The sequence below is a fragment of the Stakelama sediminis genome (assembly GCF_014199335.1).
GTDB lineage: Bacteria > Pseudomonadota > Alphaproteobacteria > Sphingomonadales > Sphingomonadaceae > Sphingomonas > Sphingomonas sediminis.
Genome location: NZ_JACIJI010000006.1, coordinates 147,248 through 166,704, shown reverse-complemented (window position 1 = coordinate 166,704; position 19,457 = coordinate 147,248). Strand labels below are relative to the sequence as shown.

Genomic DNA, 19,457 nt, shown 5'->3' with positions numbered 1-19,457 from the left:
CCAGTTAGTGATCCAGTTGCCGGTCGCTCAGAATTGCAGCATCATGGTTACTAGGAGTGGGCACCGTGACGATGACCCTCAACCCACCCAACGCTGACTTGCCAAAAGACAAACCTCCATTGAAGCGGGTCATCAGACGGTGCGCCGTGGGGATACCCAAGCCGAAGCCCTTGGTGTTGCGGCTCCGTGCCTGGTCTAGCCTGAAAAACGGATCGAGAATGTCTTGAAAATGCTCCTCAGATAAGCCGGGGCCATCGTCGTCGATCAAGATGATCCAACGCCCTTCCTCTGTCTGACCGAAACCAATCTCCACCTGCCGCCCATATTGCTGGGCATTTTCAAGCAGCAAGGCAAGACTGATGCGAAGAGGCTCAACGAATGTTGTAACCGTCACTTCGTCCTGATGGCGCAAGGAGACCGCTTCCCCCAATGGTATAATTGCCGCTCGAACGAAACTCGTCAAATCGATCGGTTCCGCTTGCGCGGTCAGATGCTGGGCCCGCAGGAATTGCTGGAGGGAAGCCAACAAGTCTTCCATCTCATCTACATTCTCGACCAGCATCGCCGATAATTCAGGATCTTCCAGGAGGTCCGCGACAAGCTTCTGTCGAGAGAGAGGTGTACGCAGGTCGTGGCTGATCGCTTCGAAAGATTGCGCTTGCTCCCTCAGCAGGCCAGCGATGCGCGACTGCATCAGGTTCATCGCGCTGGCCAAGCCGCGCAAGTCTTTCGGCCCTCTCTCCTCGATTGCTATCTGTCTCCCCTCACCAATAGTATCTGCGGCGTTGGCGAGGCTCCGTAACGGACGCGCCAACCGGTGGAGCAAAGTCAGGCCCGCGAAGATCAACAGAGCCGTGCTGACGATCGTGAGAACAATAGCCCGCGCCGCTACAGGCCACATCGAACTGATGTTCCGCGAACGAAAATTCAGCCACCGATTATCTGGGAGCCGGATCGAGCCGACCAAATCATCCCGTCCGGTGTCGTTTGGTACCCTGGCAAGACGCAGCGCCTTGCCTGCCAGTCCAGGTTCCCATCGTTCAATTTCTCGGGTAATCTCGGAAAGGTCGTCATTGAATTGGCCGTGATCTACGCGCGGGTCTTCAGAGACATCGGCATTCAAAAATCTGGTACTCATCGTCTCCGGCGTCTGGCCGGGCACCAGGAGATAGAGACGCTCGCTGACGACCAAAAGCTCTGCGATGCGCCGGGCATGATCATTTCGTAGGGTTTGCCTGTCGATGGATTGGTAGAACAGAACACTGGCGGCGAGTTGGATAAGCCCCAGCCCGACGACCAGCGCTGCCATGTACGCGGCGAACTTCGAATGTCGTAGCGTGAGCAAGCGCGGCCCCTCTCCTCAACCCTGACCGGCCTCGATCCCGGTCATTTAGGGCATCGATCTTGCGGGCCTCGGTCTCAGTCAAACGTTTTCCTTGCATGGCAACACTTTGACACAACCGAGCTTCCCTGTCCCGGTGATCTGCGGTCAAGGCATCCGGCGATGCGTATCGGAGCTTTTCCGGTTCAATTGCGCCCGCAACGCTGCGATGCAGATCGCAATGGCCTCAAGTGCATGAAACCCGCTCCACGAACCTTGGTCTTCCATAATCTGGGCCTCTCCGGCACGAATTTCCAACCAGCAACCGGCAGGAACTAATGTGCCCGCTGCAGCGCATGATGCAGAGTAACGCAAGGCCCTGACACGCGAACCATCTGAATGCCTCCATACACCTGTCGACAGCATGGGAAGTTCGCCAAGCGCCGGGAACACGGCCAGCGCTATTCGGGCATCTAAATGCCGATCCGGAGCGCTGGCGTGCCGACAGGCATGGATCGCCAATATCAAAGGGCGGTGATCCATCGAAAAGCGCGCGTTCGAACCGATATTGCGCGCCTAGGGCGTCGCTTCGCAATGAGCGGCGTTGTCATGCCTGCAAACAGGCTCGCGGACCTGCCGCAAAAGTCCGTCGCCGATGGCATAGACCCATCCGTGAAGAGTCAGTTCGATCCCTCGGTTCCAAGCAGCCAGGACCACGCTGTTATTCGCGAGCGCGTCGACCTGCGCCGATACATTGGCTTCGCAAAGCCGATGGGCTGGACGATCATCCTTTGCGATTACGTCTCGGTTTTGGTGAAAGAGCTCACGAACTGGCGTCAACCATTGGCCCACGGCATCGGCGGTTTCTTCGGCCATGGCTGCCTCAATTCCGCCGCATCCATAGTGACCCACCACCATGATGTGCCGCACCCCGAGGGCTTCGACAGCAAACTGCAGGGCAGCCGCAAAATTCGGATCCTCGGCAATGGCCAGATTGGCGACATTGCGATGCACGAACATTTCACCGGGAACGAGATCAACGATCTCGGTTGCCGGCACGCGGCTGTCGGAACATCCTATCCAGAAAAAGTGGGGCTTTTGCTGTCCGACCAGACGATCGAAAAATTTGGGGTCGATTTGGATCTTGGCCTGTGCCCACGCCCGATTGCGGGCAAACAGACTGGCAGGCCCGCCCTCGATAAGCTCTTCCGTTGGTGGGCATCCGCAAACGGTCATGATCCTAATGTCCAGAAGCCTGCAGATCGACCAATCTGAGGTAGGGTTTGAGCGTGCGATATCCTTGCGGGAACTGGCGCTTGGCCTCTTCTTCAGACAGCTTGGGCGAAATGACGACTTCCTCGCCGGGGATCCAGTTTACCGGCGTGGCGATGCTGCGCGCATCGGTGAGTTGAAGGCTGTCGATGGCGCGAAGGATCTCAGCAAAATTGCGACCTGTGCTGGGCGGGTAGGTCAGGATCAGCCTTACCTTTTTGGTCGGATCGATCACAAACACTGACCGGACCGTCACTGTCGGGTCGCTCTCGGGATGAATCATCTCGTACAGACCCGATACGCGACCATCGGCATCTGCGATCATCGGAAAATCGAGCGCCACTCCTTGGGTTTCCTCAATGTCCAGTTCCCATTTGTGGTGCGCCTCCACTGGATCTACGGAGAGGCCTATCGGTTTGACGTTGCGTTTGTCCCATTCGGGGCGAAGCTTCGCAACTTCGCCAAGCTCGGTGGTGCAGACCGGCGTGAAGTTCTTGGGATGGCTGAACAAAATGCCCCAACTCGATCCGAGCCAATCATGGAATCGGATACTGCCCTGCGTGCTGTTCTGTTCAAAATCGGGGGCGATCTGCCCAAGCTGAATGGCCATGGAGACTCCTTCGGTATTCCTTCCGGGCCAACTTGCACCACCTCATGCATCCAAACAAACGAATGTTATGCATGATTTACAGCAATAAATTGTGTTTTAAATGTTTGCTCGGGGCCTGAGAAGTGCAACGATCAAAAGCGCAAAGGGAAGAGCCACGCGGGTGACCATTACGCAGTCACACTCGCGCACAAGCCCCCACTCACTGAAGGTCTGAACAATGAGCTTCACGAAAAGGAACGCGAAGGGAACTGACACGAACCAGTAACCGGACCTTGATAGGGCGTGAGGACGCGTGGCAGGTGGCGGGAGATTCGGACGAACTCGCTGTTTCATAGCCGTTCACCATTTCGTCGCCGGGGCAGCCTGATCCGCCCACCTCGTCTTGCGCGTCGCGAATTTGACGCGTGCCAGGTTCCCAAATTTTCGAGGTTCACAAACTTATACGCCGCAGAATTCTGCACTTTGCGGTAGGCACGGCGCTCGCGGAGCACCGCGATTATCGCACCTGCCGGTACGCCCCAGACGAAGAGCATGACTGCCTCGTAAATCCCGTCCGCGATATCGCCGCTCTCGTGGAAACTTTCAAGGCCGGCGGAGCAGCCAAGCGCGACCGCGATGAGGGACAAAACCAAGGACCACGATTCCAGCGCCGTCGGCCCAGTATCCGGTTGGATTGGCCTGACGTATTTCACGGGTTAAGCCTCTGCATAGGGGCGACAGGCAGGCTCAAAACGCAATCTCCTTGAGCAAGGATCATCCTCTCGGTTATACCCATTCGACAAGTGAATATTATTGCATATTCTCATCAAGGATTTTGAAGCGTGGATATCAGCATCGCGCGAACATTTCTCGAGGTTGTGAAAACGGGCAGCTTCGTCGGAGCCGCCTCGAACCTGAACCTGACGCAAACGGCCGTCAGCGCCCGCATCCGTGTTCTCGAGGAGCAACTCGATTGTCCGGTTTTCATCCGCAATAAAGCGGGGGCAAAGCTCACGCCTGCCGGCGAACAGTTTCACCGCTTTGCCTCAACGCTGGTGCAGGTCTGGGCGCGCGCCCAGCGCGCTGTTGCCTTGCCGCCCGGACGTGAGACGGTCGTGACCATCGGCGCCGAACTCAGCCTATGGAGCCCGCTGCTCAGACACTGGCTCCTATGGATGCGGCGCGAGTGCCCCGAGATTGCGATCCGCACGCAAATCGACACGTCGGAGCGCCTGATGGGCCAGGTGCAGGATGGATCGCTAGACCTCGCGATCATTTATGCCGCCCCGAGCCGCCCCGGCGTGATCGCGGAACTGCTTTTCGAAGAGAAGTTGGTCCTCGCCAGAACCACGCCGACAACGACGTCGCTGGCACCTGAAGATCATGTGCAAATCGATTGGGGTGAAGAGTTTGCCGCCAGTTATCAGGCGGCCTTTCCTGACCAGCCCAATGCGGTGTTATCGATCAGCTACGGTCCTCTGGCGCTCGACTACATCCTGGCAACCGGGGGAAGCGGCTATTTCCGCAAAGGATTCATCCGCTCATATCTGGAGGAAGGCCGCCTGGCCCTGGTCCCCGGTAGTCCGGAGTTTTCCTATTCCGCCTATGTGATACATTCGGCAAAAGCTGATCCAGGAGTAATGGATCGGGTCAGGGCTGGTTTGCACGATGCCGCAAGGATCGCGGTATGACCAGAAAGCCCTCTTCGCCCGTCTGCTATGCTGCGGAAGCCGACGATATCTATATGGGCTATGCAGGGCGGGATGAACTCCTCGCAGGACTCAATGAGCTCTTGGAAGCCGAGCGTGCTGGAACCCGTGTCGCGCTTGCAAGCCGGCAGTCGCGGAAAATTCCCGGTTACAGCGAGTTGATGCACAGCGTGCTTGAGGATGAGGCCCATTGGTGCGCAATGCTATCAAAGCAAATTGCGCGCTTCGGGGTGCGCCCGTCTCGCAAGACGGGAGCATTCGCCCAGAAGGCGCTCGCGATCTCCGATCCGTTGGAGCGCCTGGTGTTCCTCAATCGGGGGCAGGCCTGGGTAGTTCGTAAACTCGAACAACTGCTTCCGCGCGTCCGCGACGATGCCCTTCATTCCGACCTGAAGGAAATGGCGGAACGACACCGGGCCAATATCGGCCTGGCGGAATCGCTCCTGACGGGATTGTGCAAGTAGCAGTTCTCGGACGATTAACCGGGCGTCTCGGAATCGCTCTCTTTCCGGGACTGCAACGACCGTCGTCCGCCGACAAATCGGTCGCGTCCGGTTTCCGCAAGCCGGTTCGCGCTTCGCGCCTTGAGCAGATCCTGCCGTGATAGAATGCCGACCACCTGATGCGTAGCTCGATCAACGATGGGAATACGCCCGACACCCGTTTCGATGATCAGGTCGGCTACGACGCCGCTAGGCGTATCGGGATAGGCTACGGGCTGTGCAGCATCCGAGAGAGTGTCGGCAAGCGTCGAGTTCGTCAGGAGTTGATCGCCTTGCCAGCGGAGCGCGTCCGTCCTCGAGGCCATGCCAAGCAAACGACCTTGTTGGTCGACAACGGGATAGCTGCGGTGCTGAGCCTCGGTTGTAAAGAAGGTGAGCGCAGCTTTGATCGCCAGAGAGCCCTGAAGGGTTTGGGGTTGACGTGTCATGATCTGCTCGGCCTGAAGGAGATCGAGGGGATCGACGGTATATTCCTGCAGGATGTGCCGCCCTCGACGTGCGATCTTTTCTGTGAGGATTGAACGGCGCATCAACAACACGCTCACGGCATAGGCCGCCCCGGCAGCGATAATCGTACAAGGTATCGCATCGAAATGGCCGGTGAGTTCCGCGGCGAAGATCGCACCCGTCATAGGCGCGCGCATCGCGCCGCTCATAATGCCGGCCATGCCGATCATCGCCCAGAAGCCCGCATCGCCCGGAAGAAACTGCCCGACAAGAAATCCTGCAGCGCCGCCGAGGATCAAAAGAGGCGCAAGAACGCCGCCCGAGGTACCCGAACCCAGTGCAACCAACCATACGGCAGCCTTCACGAGCAACAGGGCCAGCACCACCTTGAGCGCAAGCGATCCATTGAGAAGTGCATCGATGCTCGCATAGCCCGCGCCGAGCACGTGAGCGTCGATCAGACCACCAAACCCGACCACAATCGCGCCGATTGCCGGCCACCACATCCAGTGGACGGGCAGTTTGTGGAACAGATCCTCGATCCGGTAGAGCGCTGTGGACAGGAGCATCGCCTCAAATCCAGCCAACAAGCCAATAAGCGCGGCGGCCAGGAGCATCCAGTTCGTATTGGGCATGATTGATGCCATCGGGAACATGGGGCCAGAACCGATGAGCCATGGACGCCAGGCATAAGAAACCATCGCGGCCACCACCACCGGGACGAAACTGCGCGGCTTCCATTCGAACAAAAGGACCTCGACCGCGAGGAGAATAGCGGCGAGTGGCGTACCGAAGATCGCCGTCATACCCGCTGCGGCACCCGCGACGAGCAACGTCTTGCGCTCGGCCGCGCTAAGGTGAAAACACTGCGCGAAGAGCGACCCGATGGCGCCGCCCGTCATGATGATCGGACCTTCCGCGCCGAAGGGACCGCCGCTTCCGATCGAGATTGCCGATGACAATGGCTTGAGGAGAGCGACCTTGAGCGACAGGCGGCTTTCACCGAACAGGATGGTCTCGATCGCCTCAGGAATACCGTGTCCGCGAATCTTGTCAGACCCGAACCGGGCCATGAGCCCGACGATAAGACTGCCGATGACCGGTATCAGCACTACCATGAGGCCAACCGAAGCGTCCGTGATCACAGAATGGTCCGCCGACAGGCGACCGAACCAGAAGAAGTTCGTCGCGACAGCGATGAGCTTGATAAGAATCCAAGCCCCTAGCGCACCACCTGTTCCAACGACGATGGTCATCAGTGCCAGTAGGGGCATACGCATATCGACGGTATGATCCGCTAGCTGATGACTTTCGACAGCGCGGGGCGGCGTGAGTGACATAGGATGGATCTGGCCTCTTGTGGATTTCGAGCGGCCATTATATCGCACTGCGATATTATGCAATCGGAGTTAAGCTAATGAGTTCGAAGGACGACCTGCTCTCCGACGCCGATTACGCGGCGCTTTCAACATTCCGCCATGAAATCCGCAAGTTCTTGGCGTTCAGCGAGACGATGGCCGCAAAGGTCGGGCTCACTCCGCAGCAGCATCAGGCCCTCCTCGCTATCCGCGGGGCGCAAGCGGGCCAGGCCACGGTCGGATATGTGGCCGACCGGCTGATCCTCAAACCGCACAGCGCTACCGGGTTACTCGATCGTCTCGAATCTATCGGGCTCATCACACGCCGAACTGACAAGGATGATCGCCGCCGCGCCGTCCTGCAACTCACCCAAAAGGCGCACGACCTCCTCCATTCTTTGTCCGCTACGCATCGCAGCGAAATTAGGCGTCTTCGGCCGATGCTGACCGATATATTTGAAATGCTCGGCTGAACGGTGCCAATCAAACGCCTTGGGCTCCGCAGTAAGTAGCAAGCCTGTGCGGCGATTAATGCACGATTAAAGCGCAAATAATTTGCATTGAAAGTGCAATTATATTCGTTTGCATGATGCATCCGCATAGATGACAAGCATTCAGACAGGATCTCATGACAACAGCGGAAAGGAACGATCGCAGCGATCAGGCCGTCGCGTTGGCGTGACAGCGAAGGCTTCGAGGAACGATAGCATGGCGACGAGTGAAACGCCGGGGCCCGCACTGACCCCGGCACAGTGGCGACTGGTAGAGGACCTAGCCGGCGCGCTTGGCCCACACCAGATGCTATGGCTCAGTGGCTACCTCGCAGGCTTGGCCGAGAATCGGCAGCAAGTCGATGTGAGGGAAGACCCTCAAGCCACTTCCGCACGCAAATTGCGTATTCTGTACGGGACTGAGACCGGTAACGCGGCCGAGGTCGCTCGCGCTGTACAGGCCGCCTTGTCGGAAAGGGGGCTTACCAGCGACCTCTCCGACATGGCCGACTACAAGGTGCGTCAACTCTCTCAAGAAGAAGATTTGCTCATCGTTGTCAGCACATACGGCGAGGGGGATCCGCCCCAACCAGCCATCGGTTTCTTCGAATATCTCGAAGGCCGCAAAGCTCCCAAGCTTACCGGAGCGCGCTTTGCGATCCTGGCCCTGGGCGACTCCACCTATGAGTTCTTCTGCGAAGCCGGTAAGCGCCTCGATCAAAGGCTCGAAGACCTCGGTGCGCAAAGATTGTCACTTCGCGTCGATTGCGACGTCGATTATGACGAAGCCGCACAGGCCTGGACTGACGCGATAACCCAATTGCTGCGTGCCGAAGCAAGGTCGGTTCCCACCTTTGCGGCGCCTGCATCGTCCGTGGAAGTCGTCGCCACCCGCTACGACAAGCGCAATCCATTTTCCGCCACCATGCTCGACAATATCGCGATAGTCGGGCGAGGATCGACAAAGGAAACGCGCCATGTCGAATTTTCGCTGGAGGGGTCAGGGCTGACCTACGAGCCTGGCGATGCACTGGGGATCACAGCCTCCAACGACCCGGTTGTTGTCTCCAGGCTCATCGATACCTTGGCTCTTCAGCCAAGCACCGAGTTCAAATTCAAAGAGCAAACCCTGAACTTGGGCGATGCACTGACCAACCGCTTCGAAATCACGACGGCAACCCCGCGATTTCTTCAATATTGGGCGCTTCTGAGCGAAGCGGAGGCGCTGAAGCAATTGCTGCAGGAAGATCGCGCGGGCGAGCGATCGGCCTTCCTGCATACCCACCATATCATCGACATTCTGCGGCGTTTTCCCGTAGCCGATGTCATGCCGCAGGGGTTTGTGTCTGCGCTCCGGCCACTGCAACCGCGGCTCTACTCCCTGGCGTCGAGCCTCGCAGCCGTTCCGGACGAAGCACACCTCACGGTAGCTCCGGTTCGATATAAATTGCATGGCGAACAACGTAGTGGCGTAGCTTCGGGCCTGCTGGCGGATCACGCCGAGCCTGAGTCGGTTTTCCCCGTCTACATCCAGAGCAATCCGCATTTTCGCCTCCCAGTTGACGACGTACCCATCATCATGATCGGTGCCGGAACCGGCGTTGCCCCATACCGGGCCTTCATGCAGGAGCGTGAAGTCAGAGGGGCCGAAGGCAAAAGTTGGCTCTTCTTTGGGGAGCGCAACTTCCGGACTGATTTCCTCTACCAGTCCGAATGGCAGACCTGGCTGAAAGACGGAACGCTCGAGCGAATGGATGTCGCATTCTCACGCGACGGACGGGAAAAAAACTACGTTCAGCATCGCATGAAGGAGAAAGCACGCGACATCTTCGCCTGGCTGGAAGAAGGGGCGCATATCTATGTCTGCGGCGATGCGGCCAATCTGGCGCCAGATGTTCATTCAACGCTGATCGACATTGTCGTGACCGAAGGTCGCATCGGCCCCGATGCCGCGCAGGACTATGTCCGCTCTCTCCAGTCCGACCACCGCTATCAGCGCGATGTCTATTGAAGGCCATGCAATGACGGAACAAACCATCATCGATCGAAGCCGAGACCTTTCGCAGCCGCTGGAACGGCTTAGCGCCGACGAGCGTATGAAGGACGCCAGCGACTATCTGCGCGGGACTATTGCCGAAGGTTTGCTGGATCAAATTACCGGCTCGGTGCCCTCGGCTGACGATGTGAAGCTGATGAAGTTTCATGGCATATATCAGCAGGACGATCGCGATCTTCGTGATGAGCGCCGGCGTCAAAAGCTGGAACCCGCTTATCAGTTCATGATCCGTGTACGCCTCCCGGGCGGAGTTTGCAGCCCCGCGCAATGGCTGAAGCTCGACGAGCTTGCCCGCGCCCATGGTGGCGACACCCTGCGCATCACGACCCGCCAAACCTTCCAGTTTCATTGGGTTCTTAAGAACAGTCTCAGGCCGATCATACAGGGTCTGCATGACACGCTGCTCGATACCGTTGCTGCCTGCGGCGACGACAGCCGCGGGGTGATGTGCACGGTCGATCCACAAAGCTCGCAGTTCCATGCCCAGGTGGCGGCAATGGCCAAGAGGGTCAGCGACCATGTCATTCCCAAGACCCGCGCATACCATGAGATCTGGTATGGCAACGAACGGGTGGCAGGCTCTGATAGCGAGGAGCCTTTTTACGGGCGCACCTATATGCCCCGAAAGTTCAAGATCGGGTTTGCCCTGCCGCCGTCCAACGACATCGACGTCTATGCGCAGGATCTGGGGTTCATTGCGATCGGCGGGGCGGACGGCCTTGAAGGCTTCAACGTCGTCATCGGTGGAGGGATGGGGCGAACCGATCAGGCACCGGAGACCTATCCCCGCCTTGCCAGCCTTGTTGGGTTCGTGCCGATAGATCGCGTCATCGTCTGCGCCGATGCCGTCATGGCGGTGCAGCGCGACTATGGGGACCGCAAGGAACGCCTCCACGCCCGCTTCAAGTATACGATTGACGATAAGGGACTCGACTGGATCAAAGCCCAGATCGAAGACCGGATGCGAGCGCCATTCGAAGATGCGAAACCCTTCAGTTTCACCTCGAACGGCGACAGCTTCGGGTGGAACATGACGCCGGATGGACGACACCACCGCACGCTGGTTATCGAGAACGGACGGCTCGACCTCAAATTGCTCGATATGTTGCGCGATGTTGCTCGCACCCATCGCGGTACATTCCGGCTCACCGCCAACCAGAATGTCATCATCGCAGGCGTCCGAAGCGAAGATCGGCCAGCCATCGATGCCATTCTTGTCGAGCATATGCCCGACGTTGACGATTTTTCCGTCATCCGGCGCAACGCCATCGCATGCGTCGCCTTGCCGACCTGTGGCCTCGCCATGGCGGAAAGCGAGCGCTACCTGCCCACATTGCTCGACAGAATAGAAGAAATTCTCAAGCGACACGGTCTGGACGATGAGCCGATCACGATCCGAATGAGCGGCTGCCCGAACGGCTGTTCGAGGCCATATATTGCCGAGATCGGCCTGACTGGCCGTGCACCGGGCAAGTATAACCTCTACCTGGGGGGCGGCTTTCATGGCGAGCGCCTTAACAGCATGGTGCGCGAAAACGTAGGCGAGGCCGTCATTCTCGAAGTCCTCGACGATACCTTGGGACGCTACGCGCGCGAGCGAGAACCTGGCGAGCATTTCGGTGATTTTGCGATCCGCGCCGGGATTGTCCGTGCGGTGACGGAAGGGCGCTTCTTCAATGACTGACCCCAACAAACCCTTGCTATGCCCCGAGACGCTTGCAGCGAGTTTCGGCGTGGCGGCGGATATGGCCTACGGCTCTGTTGCTCCGCCGCTTTATCTGACAAGCACCTACGAGTTCGCGGGCTACGATCAGCCGCGCCTCTATGACTATGGCCGCGCGGGCAATCCGACCCGTGATCTGCTCGGTGATGCACTGGCGGCGCTTGAGGGGGGCGCGGGCTGCGTCATCACATCGAGCGGAATGGCCGCCCTCGATCTGCTCGTCGGCCGCCTGGGGCCCGATGATCTCGTGCTGGCGCCACACGATTGCTATGGTGGCACCATGCGCCTGCTCAAGGCACGCGCAAGCCGGGGTCATTGTTCTGTTCGCTTCGTCGACCAGTCGGATGACGAAGCAGTCTCGGCGGCTCTGGAGGAAGTACCGGCGCTCTTTTTGATCGAAACGCCGAGCAACCCTTTGATGCGCGTGGTCGATATCCGTGGCCTTGCCGCAAAGGCCAGAGAAGTCGGCGCCGCCGTGGTCGTCGACAATACCTTTCTTTCGCCCGCGGTGCAGCGGCCAATCGCGCTGGGCGCCGATTATGTTGTCCACTCAACAACCAAATACCTTAACGGCCATTCCGACGTGATCGGCGGCGCGGTGGTGGCTGCCGACCCCGGCAACGCGCAGGAGCTGCGCCAATGGGCCAACATCGTGGGAAGCGCCGGTGCCCCCTTTGATGCCTGGCTTACCCTGCGGGGGCTACGCACGCTGTTTCCAAGGATGCAAACCCAACAAGCCAATGCCATGGCCGTCGCAAGATATCTCGAGAGCCATGCGGCCGTCAGCAAGGTGCATTACCCGGGCCTGCCAGCACATCGCGGACATGCTATCGCCTCGCGCCAGCAGAATGGGTTCGGCGCGATGCTGAGCTTCGAATTGGCCGGAGGCATCGAAGCTGTCCGGCGATTTATCGAACACGTCAAGTTCATCACGCTCGCCGAATCCCTGGGAGGCGTCGAAAGTCTCGTGGCACACCCAGCGACGATGACGCATGCGGACATGGGAGACGAGGCGAGAGCGGTCGCCGGAATTAGTGACGGTCTCTTGCGCATGTCAGTCGGCCTCGAAGCCGAGCGGGATTTGATTGCCGGCCTGGACTATGGATTGGCCAAATCCGGAAATTGACGAGCCAAGGTGCGGACAGCTTTGAATCTGGGAGGAATGACATGCCCCGCTATGTGGTGATGGTCGATACTTTCGGGCTGCTCCTTGCGATGACCGGCTTTTGCATGGCGTTCAGGCAGGAATTCGTGAGGCGTCTCATTCGGCAGCCGTCACAACCGGCGAAAAACCAAACCGCCAAAGCCGGACACGATGATCCGCTGACTTATGTGCTGCGTATATCCGGTGTGATGATCATGATCTTTGGAATGGTGATCGGCGGCATGGTGACGATGATCAACCTCGCATGACACAGATTGGGGAATTTTTCCGACGACACACTCCGCGGAATAGACAGGACCAGCATGATGACGCATGAATATGGTGATCCAATCGATGCCGACCTTCTCGCGCAGACAGTGCGCTATGCAGCCGAGCGCTACCGCGCTGAAGAGCGCGACTTGAACGATCTGGTCGGCGAAATCCTCGATGAACGCTTTTGCGGGTGTGTCGCCTCCCAGGCGACATGCGATCAGTCCGTCAGGGAAGGCCTCACCGCGGAAATCTGCCGGCAGGTTCGGAACCTGATTGACCAGGGGTGGTTCGATGAGATCGACGAGGCCTCCATCGAATCCTTTCCCGCTAGCGATCCTCCGGCCTGGATGGGCCATGCAAAACGCGAGCGCCGTTGATGGGCGTCATCCGGATCAAGCGGATCTATGATCCCTTTGCTGAAACTGACGGAACTCGTGTCCTCGTCGATCGAATTTGGCCTAGGGGGGTTTCGAAAGATGCGGCCAAACTTGATCTATGGATGAAGGACGTCGCGCCCAGCACCGAACTGCGTACGTGGTTCGGCCACGATCCATCGCGTTTCAAGACGTTTGCGGAGCGCTATCGCAAGGAGTTGCGGGCGCATCCCGATGGAGTAAGCAAATTGCGTGAAATTACCTCTCGAGGCGATGTCACCATGCTTTATGCGGCGCGCGACCGCGAAGTAAACCATGCTGTCGTGCTGGCTCAGATACTGGGGGCACAATCTCGTGATGACTAAAATCTTCCCCAACGCGAAGAAACTTCATCTTCGTACAATGCGCCAACTGCGCGCGATCATCCTTTGAACTCGAAATAATCGGAGCTCTCGAGCTTGTGGACTGTCGTCAACATGAATAGATTTTCCCCAATCGAGCGATTTAATGAGCGTCAAAAGCAGGTTTTACAACTTTTTCACCTGAACTTTCGGTCAACAAAATTACACGCGAACTCCGTCTGGCGCCTCACACGATTAACAAGCATTTGTTTGATACGCGTCGGATATCCAAAGTTTGCGATTCCATCTTCCAGTACCTGGCGTCGCGAGCGACACGATGCCTAAGAAGGTCATGACTGGCCTTGGCGAATTCCATAACGCCCCGCGATCCAACCGCCGTCCTGAGTTTCGCCAGCTCGAGGCGTTTCTCAAGGTCACGGAAACCCGCAGCTTTGCCGAGGCAGCCCGTCAACTCGGGATCAGCCAGCCCGCGGTCAGCCAAGCCATCGCCCGGCTTGAGGAACTTTACGGGGGCGATCTGTTCGTACGCCGCCGCGGTTCTCCGGTGACACTCACGCCGATCGGGCAAGCGATATTGCCTTCGGCAAAGCTGCTGCTGTTCACGGTCGACCGGCAGATCGACCGCGCTTTCGCCACTGCCCAAAGCCGGGCCGGTTCGCTCACCGTCGGCATTCATCCGGCACTTGCGTTCGGTCCTGTGATCGACAGCCTTGTCGAGCTTCGCGCGGAGCGTCCGGGAGTCCAGTTCCAACTAGTCGAAGGGCCGCCCGGTGATCTCTATCGCCGGCTCAACGAGGAGTCGCTCGACATCATGTTCATGGCTCTCCACCCTGAAGTCGATGGCGGTGTGAATGTTCAGGAACGACTTTGGGCCGACCGTCTGGTCGTGGCGTTGCCTGCGCACCACCCGCTTGTCGCAAACCCCAAATTGCAATGGTCTGACCTATCATCCGTGTCTGTGATCTTGCGATCGAACGATGGCGACCTGTCGGACTATCGTGCACTGGCGGCGCGCATGGGCGACCTTCCGCTCGACTGCTACCTTCACGACGTTTCGCGCGGCACTCTCATCGAAATGGTCAGACGTGGCTTGGGCGCGACGCTTCTCTTAGCTTCGACCATACAGCCGCTGGCGGACGTCGCCTATCGGCCGATCTACGAAGATAATGCGTCAATCTGCATCGAAGCTCTCTGGCCCAAGCATGACTGCAACCCGCTTCGCCACGCGCTTTTGGCTTGCGTTCGCCGCTATGCCGCAGACTGCGGAGCGGCTAGTGAGTTGTCTTCGCCGGGCTAATGAGATGGCACGCCGTCACACCCAGTGCATCCGCGAACTTGCCGAGCATTGTCACGCTCGGCGAGACCCGGCATCGCTCGATCGATCCCAGATAACGCGAGCTCACGCCAAGAATATGCGCCATTTCCTCCTGGGTGCGTCCAGTCTCGTTACGAATACGTCGAAGATTCGTTGCAAGAATTTCCCGGAGGTCCATCTGGCACTTAATCACGCCGTCGGAACTATCGTTCTAGGAACGATCGTTCCTATTCGTTACCATATCGAGGGTCGCAACTCGCAGTTCGGAAGTCCCCAATGTCTACCTCAGATGCCAATGCCGCAGTCCGCCACGCGGAGGCCGAGCGCTTGATTGATCTCGCGCGGCACATGCTCGATCGGTCCGAAGAGGAGATGGTCGTCAATTATCTCGATCACGCCGTCGAGGCGCTGCATATGCTGACCGAGGGGCAGCCGCCTTCCCCTTGAATTTATCTTCCTAGGCACCGCTCGTCCGCCAAGGGGCGAGCACCAAATCGCGCCCCACCAGCACGCGGACCCGTGCACCCGGCCGGATAGTGATCGTCGGCTGTACATCGAGCTGCCGCTCGACGATCTTGTCGCCCGCGCTCTCGACCGAGCGGCCCGCACTCTCGCGAATAGCATAGGCGATGTCGCCGTTGCTGCCGCCGCCGCCCGTTGCGACGTTGGCCCCGACCCCGAACAGGGTCGAGAGGATGCCGGCGACCACCAGCTTGCCGGTGTGGGTATGCACGCGGTCGGCGAACCCCGATTGGCCCGATGGATCGGTGCCGACCATGCGATCGAGAGCGATCGAGCGTCCATCGGGCAGGATCATCCGTGTCCACACCACCAGCGCGCGGGACTGCCCGAAACTCACCCGCGCGTCATAATCGCCGAGGAGCCGCGTGCCCTGCGGAATGAGCAGCGTCTGGCCGGTGACGCTGTCATAGACATTCTCGGTGACCTGGGCGACGACTTGGCCGGGAAGGTCGGACGACAGGCCGGTGATCAATGCGGCAGCGATCGTCGATCCCGCGTCGATAACATAGTCGCCCGCCGGAACCATGAGGCGTCCTGCATTGACCGTCGGCGAAGCGCCCTTTCCGGCCACAAAGGCCGCCTTGCGATCCTGATCGTCCGGATTGCTGCCTGCCGCTTGGGCTGGTCCTTCGACCTGGCCGGAAAGAGGGGGCGCAGCCTCGGACCCGGACGAGCTCGCGCTCGCGCGCTCGCTGCTGCCGGTGAACAGCTTGCTCGACCGTGCGCTATCGCGCTGTTGACGGCGGCGCTGCGCCTCGGCGGATGCGGCGTCCGCACCTGGCGCGGACGTCTGAGAGCCAAGGTCAGGATTGGGCTCTGGGGTCTGGGGCTCGCCTGGATTCCCCGGAGGCCCGATGCCCCCCGATGCCGACTTGGCGAGATCCCCATAATCCCTGGGCGCATCGGCGAGCGCATCGCCGCCCGGATTGCGATCGACCGTCACGCTCTCCTGGGGCGCCTCGGCATGATGGCTGGCCGTCAGACTGTAGCCCAGCGCGCCCGCAATGGCGATTGCGCCGACGCCCGTCAGCAAGGCAAGCGCCTTGCGCGACAGGCGGCGCGGTTTTGGCGGCGCAGCGCGCGTCGAGATCGGCTTGCCCTCATCCGGGCGCGCGCCCTCCCGCTCATCGCGCTCGATCATGGCCGGCGCCCCCATCCGCTGGTGCGCTCGATCCGCACGATCTGCTGCTTCTTGGTGCCGAGCCTGAGTTCCGCGACCGAGAACAGCCGGTCGACTACCATGTAGCGCCCGGAAACCCTGTAATTGACGAGTTCGGCCTTGGCGGCTTTGCCGCTCTCCCCGACCAGGAACAACGGCGGCAGTTCGCTCTGGGCGATGTCGGCCGGGAAGAGGATGTAGGTTTTCGCGCCATCGTCGAAGACCTCGGTCGGCCGCCACGCTGGGTGCGCGCCCTTGAGCCGATAGGAGAAGTCGAGCATCGCAGGATCGATGCCGGTCTGGACCTGGGTCGCCGCATAGGTCTCCCGCGCTTGCCTTTGCGCCCGGATCGCGATCAGCTCATCCTGCGGATAGGCGAAGGCGACGCTCGCCATATAGGTCGCGCCCGTCGAGCGCAGTTCGACATGGTAGGTGCGCCGGTCGGTATTGATCACGAGATTGGTGACAAGGCCCGGATCGGTCGGCTTCACCAATATGTGCGTGCGCCGGCTCGCGCCGCTGCCGCTCGCGGCTTCGCCGATCACCCAGCGTACGGTATCCCCGGCCGCGACCGCGCCGGTGTCCGACAGCGTCTCGCCTTCTTGCAGCACAATGTCGGTCACCTGGCCGACTGCCGCATAGACCTCATAAAGCCCGCCCGGCGCATAGACGAACAATTGAGTGGCGCCCTGCCAACCCGAGGCACGTGGAGCCACGCGAGCGGCCTGCGTAGCGGCCGCCACGAATTGCGGCCCTTTGGGCGGAGTGTTGGCTAATGCTGGTGCCGGCAACATCAGTGCGGCGATGACGAACGGGAATTTGGTCATGGTCATTCTCCAAGATCCTGCGACCAGCTGATCGCCTCAACGTAGATGCCGAGTGGATTGCGGCTGAGCGTCGCAGCATCGGTCGGAGTGCGCACGACGACGGTGAGGATTGCGGTCCAGTGGGTGGTGGCGCTGAGTTGCCCGTGATCGTAGCGCCGCTCGTCCCAGGCGACCCGGAAACTGTCGGCCGAAGCGCGCACGACATTCTTGACGTCGACCGACACCTGGGTGTTCGCGAGATCGGCGAACGGATCCGCGGCGCGCGCATAGTCGTTGAGGACGGCCGCGCCCTGCTGGGTCGTGAAGTCATAGGCGGACTTCAGATTCTCCCGCAGCACGATCGGATCGGCGGGACGCGAACGGACATTTTCGATAAACCGCGCCAGATGCCAGGCGATCTGCGGGTCGGTCGGACGATAGTCGGCTTCCGCCGGCGACACGCTGCGCGCCGCACCCAAGCGATCCACCTCAACCACATAGGGCACGATCCGGCTCCCGAACCGGAGCCGCAGATTGTCGGCGACCGAAAGCGAGAGCAGCGCCATCGCGCCGAACGCCATCAGGCGCCAGCTATGCGCTTGGCTCCGTGCCGATCCCATCCGGTCATCCCAGACCTGTCCGGCCCGCTGATAAGGGGTTTCAGGAACCGGCTCGCGGCCGAAGCGCGACCCACTGCGTCGAAAAGGGTTCATGAGCGATCCTCCAGGGAAATATGCGCCGAGCCGCCGTGATGATCGGCCGAGCGAAGCGTGTGCGCGGCCAGCGTCGCGCCTTGCACCATCGCCTGACGGCGGCGCAGGCGCTTGGCCCAGTCCGGCGTCGGTGCCTGTGTTGCTGTCGGGGCTGTGCCGTTCTCGGACGTCAGCGCTTCAGGAGCGCTCGAGCCTTCATTGGCGGCCGTGCTCTCGCTGGCGTCGGCCATGGCAGCATCACCGGCCGAGGCACCTGCCGCCGCCCCGCCGCCCGGCGCTCCGGACGGTGGGGGAGCCGTCGGAGCGCCGCCCGTCGGCGCCTGGGGGGCGGGCGGCGACGGGGATCCGCCTGCTCCGGAAGGCCCGGAACTGGGCGAACCGGCGGATCGGGAAAGGGTGGATGCGGCGGCCGACCCGGCGCGGCCGGCAAGCCCTGCGGCCCCGGCGACGCCCATGGTCGTCGCCGCGCCGATCCCCGCGACGGTCGCCCCGGTGGCGATCGCCGCGCCCGCGCCCAGTTGCGGGCCGCCGCCGATGAGGCCCGAGGCAATTCCGGGTCCGAAGATCGCGAGGCCGAGAAGGGTGAGGCTCGCGAGCGCGATCGAGGCGACCTCTTCGAGCGTCGGCGGCGTCGCGCCGAAGCTCACCATGAATTGCTGGAAGATAGTCGAACCGATGCCGATGATGACCGCGAGCACCAGCACCTTAACGCCCGTCGCCATCACATTGCCGAGCACCCGCTCGGCGAGGAACGCGGTGCGGCCAAAGAGGCCGAAAGGCACGAGCACGAAGCCCGCGAGCGTCGTCAGCTTGAACTCGATGAGCGTGACGAACAGCTGGATCGCGATGATGAAGAAGGCGAGCAGCACGATCGCCCAGGCCAGCAACAACACTGCGATCTGGACGAAGTTGGTGAAGATGCCGACCGGCCCCACCAGCAAGGCGGCCTGATCGAGCAGCGGCCGCCCGGCATCGATGCCGATCTGGGCGATCTTGCCGGGATGGAGCAGATCGCTTGGGCTTCCCGCGCCGGCCGCCTTGAGGCCAATCCCGGAGAAGCTCAAGTAAATGATTTTCGCAAGGCCGTTCCAGTTCGAGATCAGGAAGGCGAAGAAACCGACCTGCAGCGTCTTCCTCACCAGCCGCGCGAGGATTTCCTCGCCGGCATCGAAGCTCCAGAACAGGAAGGCCAGCGTCACGTCGATGACGATCAGCGTGCTCGCGAGGAACCCGACATCGCCCCGGATCAGCCCGAAGCCGCTGTCGATATAACGCGCGAAGATATCGAGAAACTGGTCGATGACGCCGGTGCCGCCCATG

Annotated in this window: 20 protein-coding genes; 11 read left to right on the top strand and 9 right to left on the bottom strand. The window is 60.3% G+C overall.

Going from position 1 to position 19,457, the window contains the following annotated elements:
* Positions 1 to 4: 4 nt before the first annotated feature.
* From FHR23_RS14075 to FHR23_RS14065, 3 genes are all read right to left on the bottom strand, one after another.
* Complete coding sequence (locus FHR23_RS14075; RefSeq protein WP_184005248.1) at positions 5 to 1,309, bottom strand: ATP-binding protein; 1,305 nt, start codon at positions 1,307 to 1,309, stop codon at positions 5 to 7.
* A 588-nt stretch (positions 1,310 to 1,897) separates the two neighbouring features.
* On the bottom strand, positions 1,898 to 2,557 hold the full coding sequence (locus FHR23_RS14070; RefSeq protein ID WP_184005246.1) for a carbonic anhydrase: 660 nt from the start codon (positions 2,555 to 2,557) through the stop codon (positions 1,898 to 1,900).
* A gap of 4 nt (positions 2,558 to 2,561) precedes the next feature.
* Complete coding sequence (locus tag FHR23_RS14065) at positions 2,562 to 3,203, bottom strand: peroxiredoxin (protein WP_184005244.1); 642 nt, start codon at positions 3,201 to 3,203, stop codon at positions 2,562 to 2,564.
* Between the two features lie 821 nt (positions 3,204 to 4,024).
* Here FHR23_RS14065 and FHR23_RS14060 point away from each other — a divergent pair.
* Both FHR23_RS14060 and FHR23_RS14055 read left to right on the top strand, forming a co-directional pair.
* Positions 4,025 to 4,873: a LysR family transcriptional regulator gene (locus FHR23_RS14060; protein ID WP_184005242.1), complete on the top strand. Its 849-nt coding sequence runs from the start codon at positions 4,025 to 4,027 to the stop codon at positions 4,871 to 4,873.
* A complete protein-coding gene (locus FHR23_RS14055; protein ID WP_184005239.1) occupies positions 4,870 to 5,355 on the top strand; it encodes a DUF6306 domain-containing protein in 486 nt (161 codons plus the stop codon). The genes FHR23_RS14060 and FHR23_RS14055 overlap by 4 nt, the downstream gene beginning before the upstream one ends.
* Positions 5,356 to 5,369: 14 nt before the next feature.
* On the opposite strand, the gene FHR23_RS14050 is transcribed toward FHR23_RS14055, so the two are convergent.
* Positions 5,370 to 7,181 carry a chloride channel protein gene (locus FHR23_RS14050; RefSeq protein ID WP_184005237.1) on the bottom strand — a complete coding sequence of 604 codons (1,812 nt, stop codon included), beginning with the start codon at positions 7,179 to 7,181 and terminating at the stop codon, positions 5,370 to 5,372.
* Positions 7,182 to 7,258: 77 nt separating this feature from the next.
* Here FHR23_RS14050 and FHR23_RS14045 point away from each other — a divergent pair, with 77 nt between their 5' ends.
* The 8 genes from FHR23_RS14045 to FHR23_RS14010 all read left to right on the top strand — a co-directional run bounded on the left by FHR23_RS14045 (position 7,259) and on the right by FHR23_RS14010 (position 14,919).
* The gene (locus FHR23_RS14045) at positions 7,259 to 7,672 is read left to right on the top strand and encodes a MarR family winged helix-turn-helix transcriptional regulator (RefSeq protein ID WP_184005235.1); all 414 of its coding nucleotides are present in this window, start codon (positions 7,259 to 7,261) and stop codon (positions 7,670 to 7,672) included.
* A 235-nt stretch (positions 7,673 to 7,907) separates the two neighbouring features.
* The gene (locus FHR23_RS14040) at positions 7,908 to 9,701 is read left to right on the top strand and encodes an assimilatory sulfite reductase (NADPH) flavoprotein subunit (RefSeq protein WP_184005233.1); all 1,794 of its coding nucleotides are present in this window, start codon (positions 7,908 to 7,910) and stop codon (positions 9,699 to 9,701) included.
* Between the two features lie 10 nt (positions 9,702 to 9,711).
* The gene (locus FHR23_RS14035; protein ID WP_184005231.1) at positions 9,712 to 11,430 is read left to right on the top strand and encodes an NADPH-dependent assimilatory sulfite reductase hemoprotein subunit; all 1,719 of its coding nucleotides are present in this window, start codon (positions 9,712 to 9,714) and stop codon (positions 11,428 to 11,430) included.
* Positions 11,423 to 12,595, top strand: a complete 1,173-nt coding sequence (gene metB, locus FHR23_RS14030) for a cystathionine gamma-synthase (RefSeq protein WP_184005229.1) — start codon at positions 11,423 to 11,425, stop codon at positions 12,593 to 12,595. The genes FHR23_RS14035 and metB overlap by 8 nt, the downstream gene beginning before the upstream one ends.
* 41 nt (positions 12,596 to 12,636) lie before the next feature.
* A complete protein-coding gene (locus FHR23_RS14025) occupies positions 12,637 to 12,882 on the top strand; it encodes a hypothetical protein (protein ID WP_184005227.1) in 246 nt (81 codons plus the stop codon).
* 54 nt (positions 12,883 to 12,936) lie between these two features.
* Entirely contained in the window at positions 12,937 to 13,263 is a 327-nt protein-coding gene (locus FHR23_RS14020) for an LNG1/LNG2 family protein (RefSeq protein WP_246359906.1), read from the top strand.
* Entirely contained in the window at positions 13,263 to 13,625 is a 363-nt protein-coding gene (locus tag FHR23_RS14015) for a DUF488 domain-containing protein (RefSeq protein ID WP_184005291.1), read from the top strand. Before FHR23_RS14020 ends, FHR23_RS14015 begins: the two co-directional genes overlap by 1 nt.
* A 313-nt stretch (positions 13,626 to 13,938) precedes the next feature.
* Positions 13,939 to 14,919 (top strand): LysR family transcriptional regulator, encoded by a 981-nt coding sequence (locus FHR23_RS14010; RefSeq protein WP_184005225.1) that lies wholly within the window; start codon positions 13,939 to 13,941, stop codon positions 14,917 to 14,919.
* Here the strand turns inward: FHR23_RS14010 and FHR23_RS14005 are convergent.
* Entirely contained in the window at positions 14,894 to 15,115 is a 222-nt protein-coding gene (locus FHR23_RS14005; protein ID WP_184005223.1) for a helix-turn-helix domain-containing protein, read from the bottom strand. The genes FHR23_RS14010 and FHR23_RS14005 overlap by 26 nt on opposite strands.
* Positions 15,116 to 15,213: 98 nt before the next feature.
* Between FHR23_RS14005 and FHR23_RS14000 the strand changes: the two genes are divergently transcribed.
* Positions 15,214 to 15,384 (top strand): hypothetical protein, encoded by a 171-nt coding sequence (locus FHR23_RS14000; RefSeq protein ID WP_184005221.1) that lies wholly within the window; start codon positions 15,214 to 15,216, stop codon positions 15,382 to 15,384.
* A gap of 10 nt (positions 15,385 to 15,394) precedes the next feature.
* Here the strand turns inward: FHR23_RS14000 and FHR23_RS13995 are convergent, their stop codons facing one another.
* From FHR23_RS13995 to trbL, 4 genes are read right to left on the bottom strand one after another with little or no spacing between them, the layout of a single operon-like run.
* Positions 15,395 to 16,600, bottom strand: coding sequence for a TraB/TrbI/VirB10 family type IV secretion system protein (locus FHR23_RS13995; RefSeq protein ID WP_184005218.1), 1,206 nt, complete (start codon positions 16,598 to 16,600; stop codon positions 15,395 to 15,397).
* A complete protein-coding gene (trbG, locus tag FHR23_RS13990) occupies positions 16,597 to 17,451 on the bottom strand; it encodes a P-type conjugative transfer protein TrbG (RefSeq protein ID WP_246359904.1) in 855 nt (284 codons plus the stop codon). The genes FHR23_RS13995 and trbG overlap by 4 nt, the downstream gene beginning before the upstream one ends.
* Complete coding sequence (gene trbF / locus FHR23_RS13985) at positions 17,448 to 18,137, bottom strand: conjugal transfer protein TrbF (protein ID WP_184005216.1); 690 nt, start codon at positions 18,135 to 18,137, stop codon at positions 17,448 to 17,450. Before trbF ends, trbG begins: the two co-directional genes overlap by 4 nt.
* The gene (gene trbL, locus FHR23_RS13980) at positions 18,134 to 19,456 is read right to left on the bottom strand and encodes a P-type conjugative transfer protein TrbL (protein ID WP_184005214.1); all 1,323 of its coding nucleotides are present in this window, start codon (positions 19,454 to 19,456) and stop codon (positions 18,134 to 18,136) included. The genes trbF and trbL overlap by 4 nt, the downstream gene beginning before the upstream one ends.
* Position 19,457: the final 1 nt, after the last annotated feature.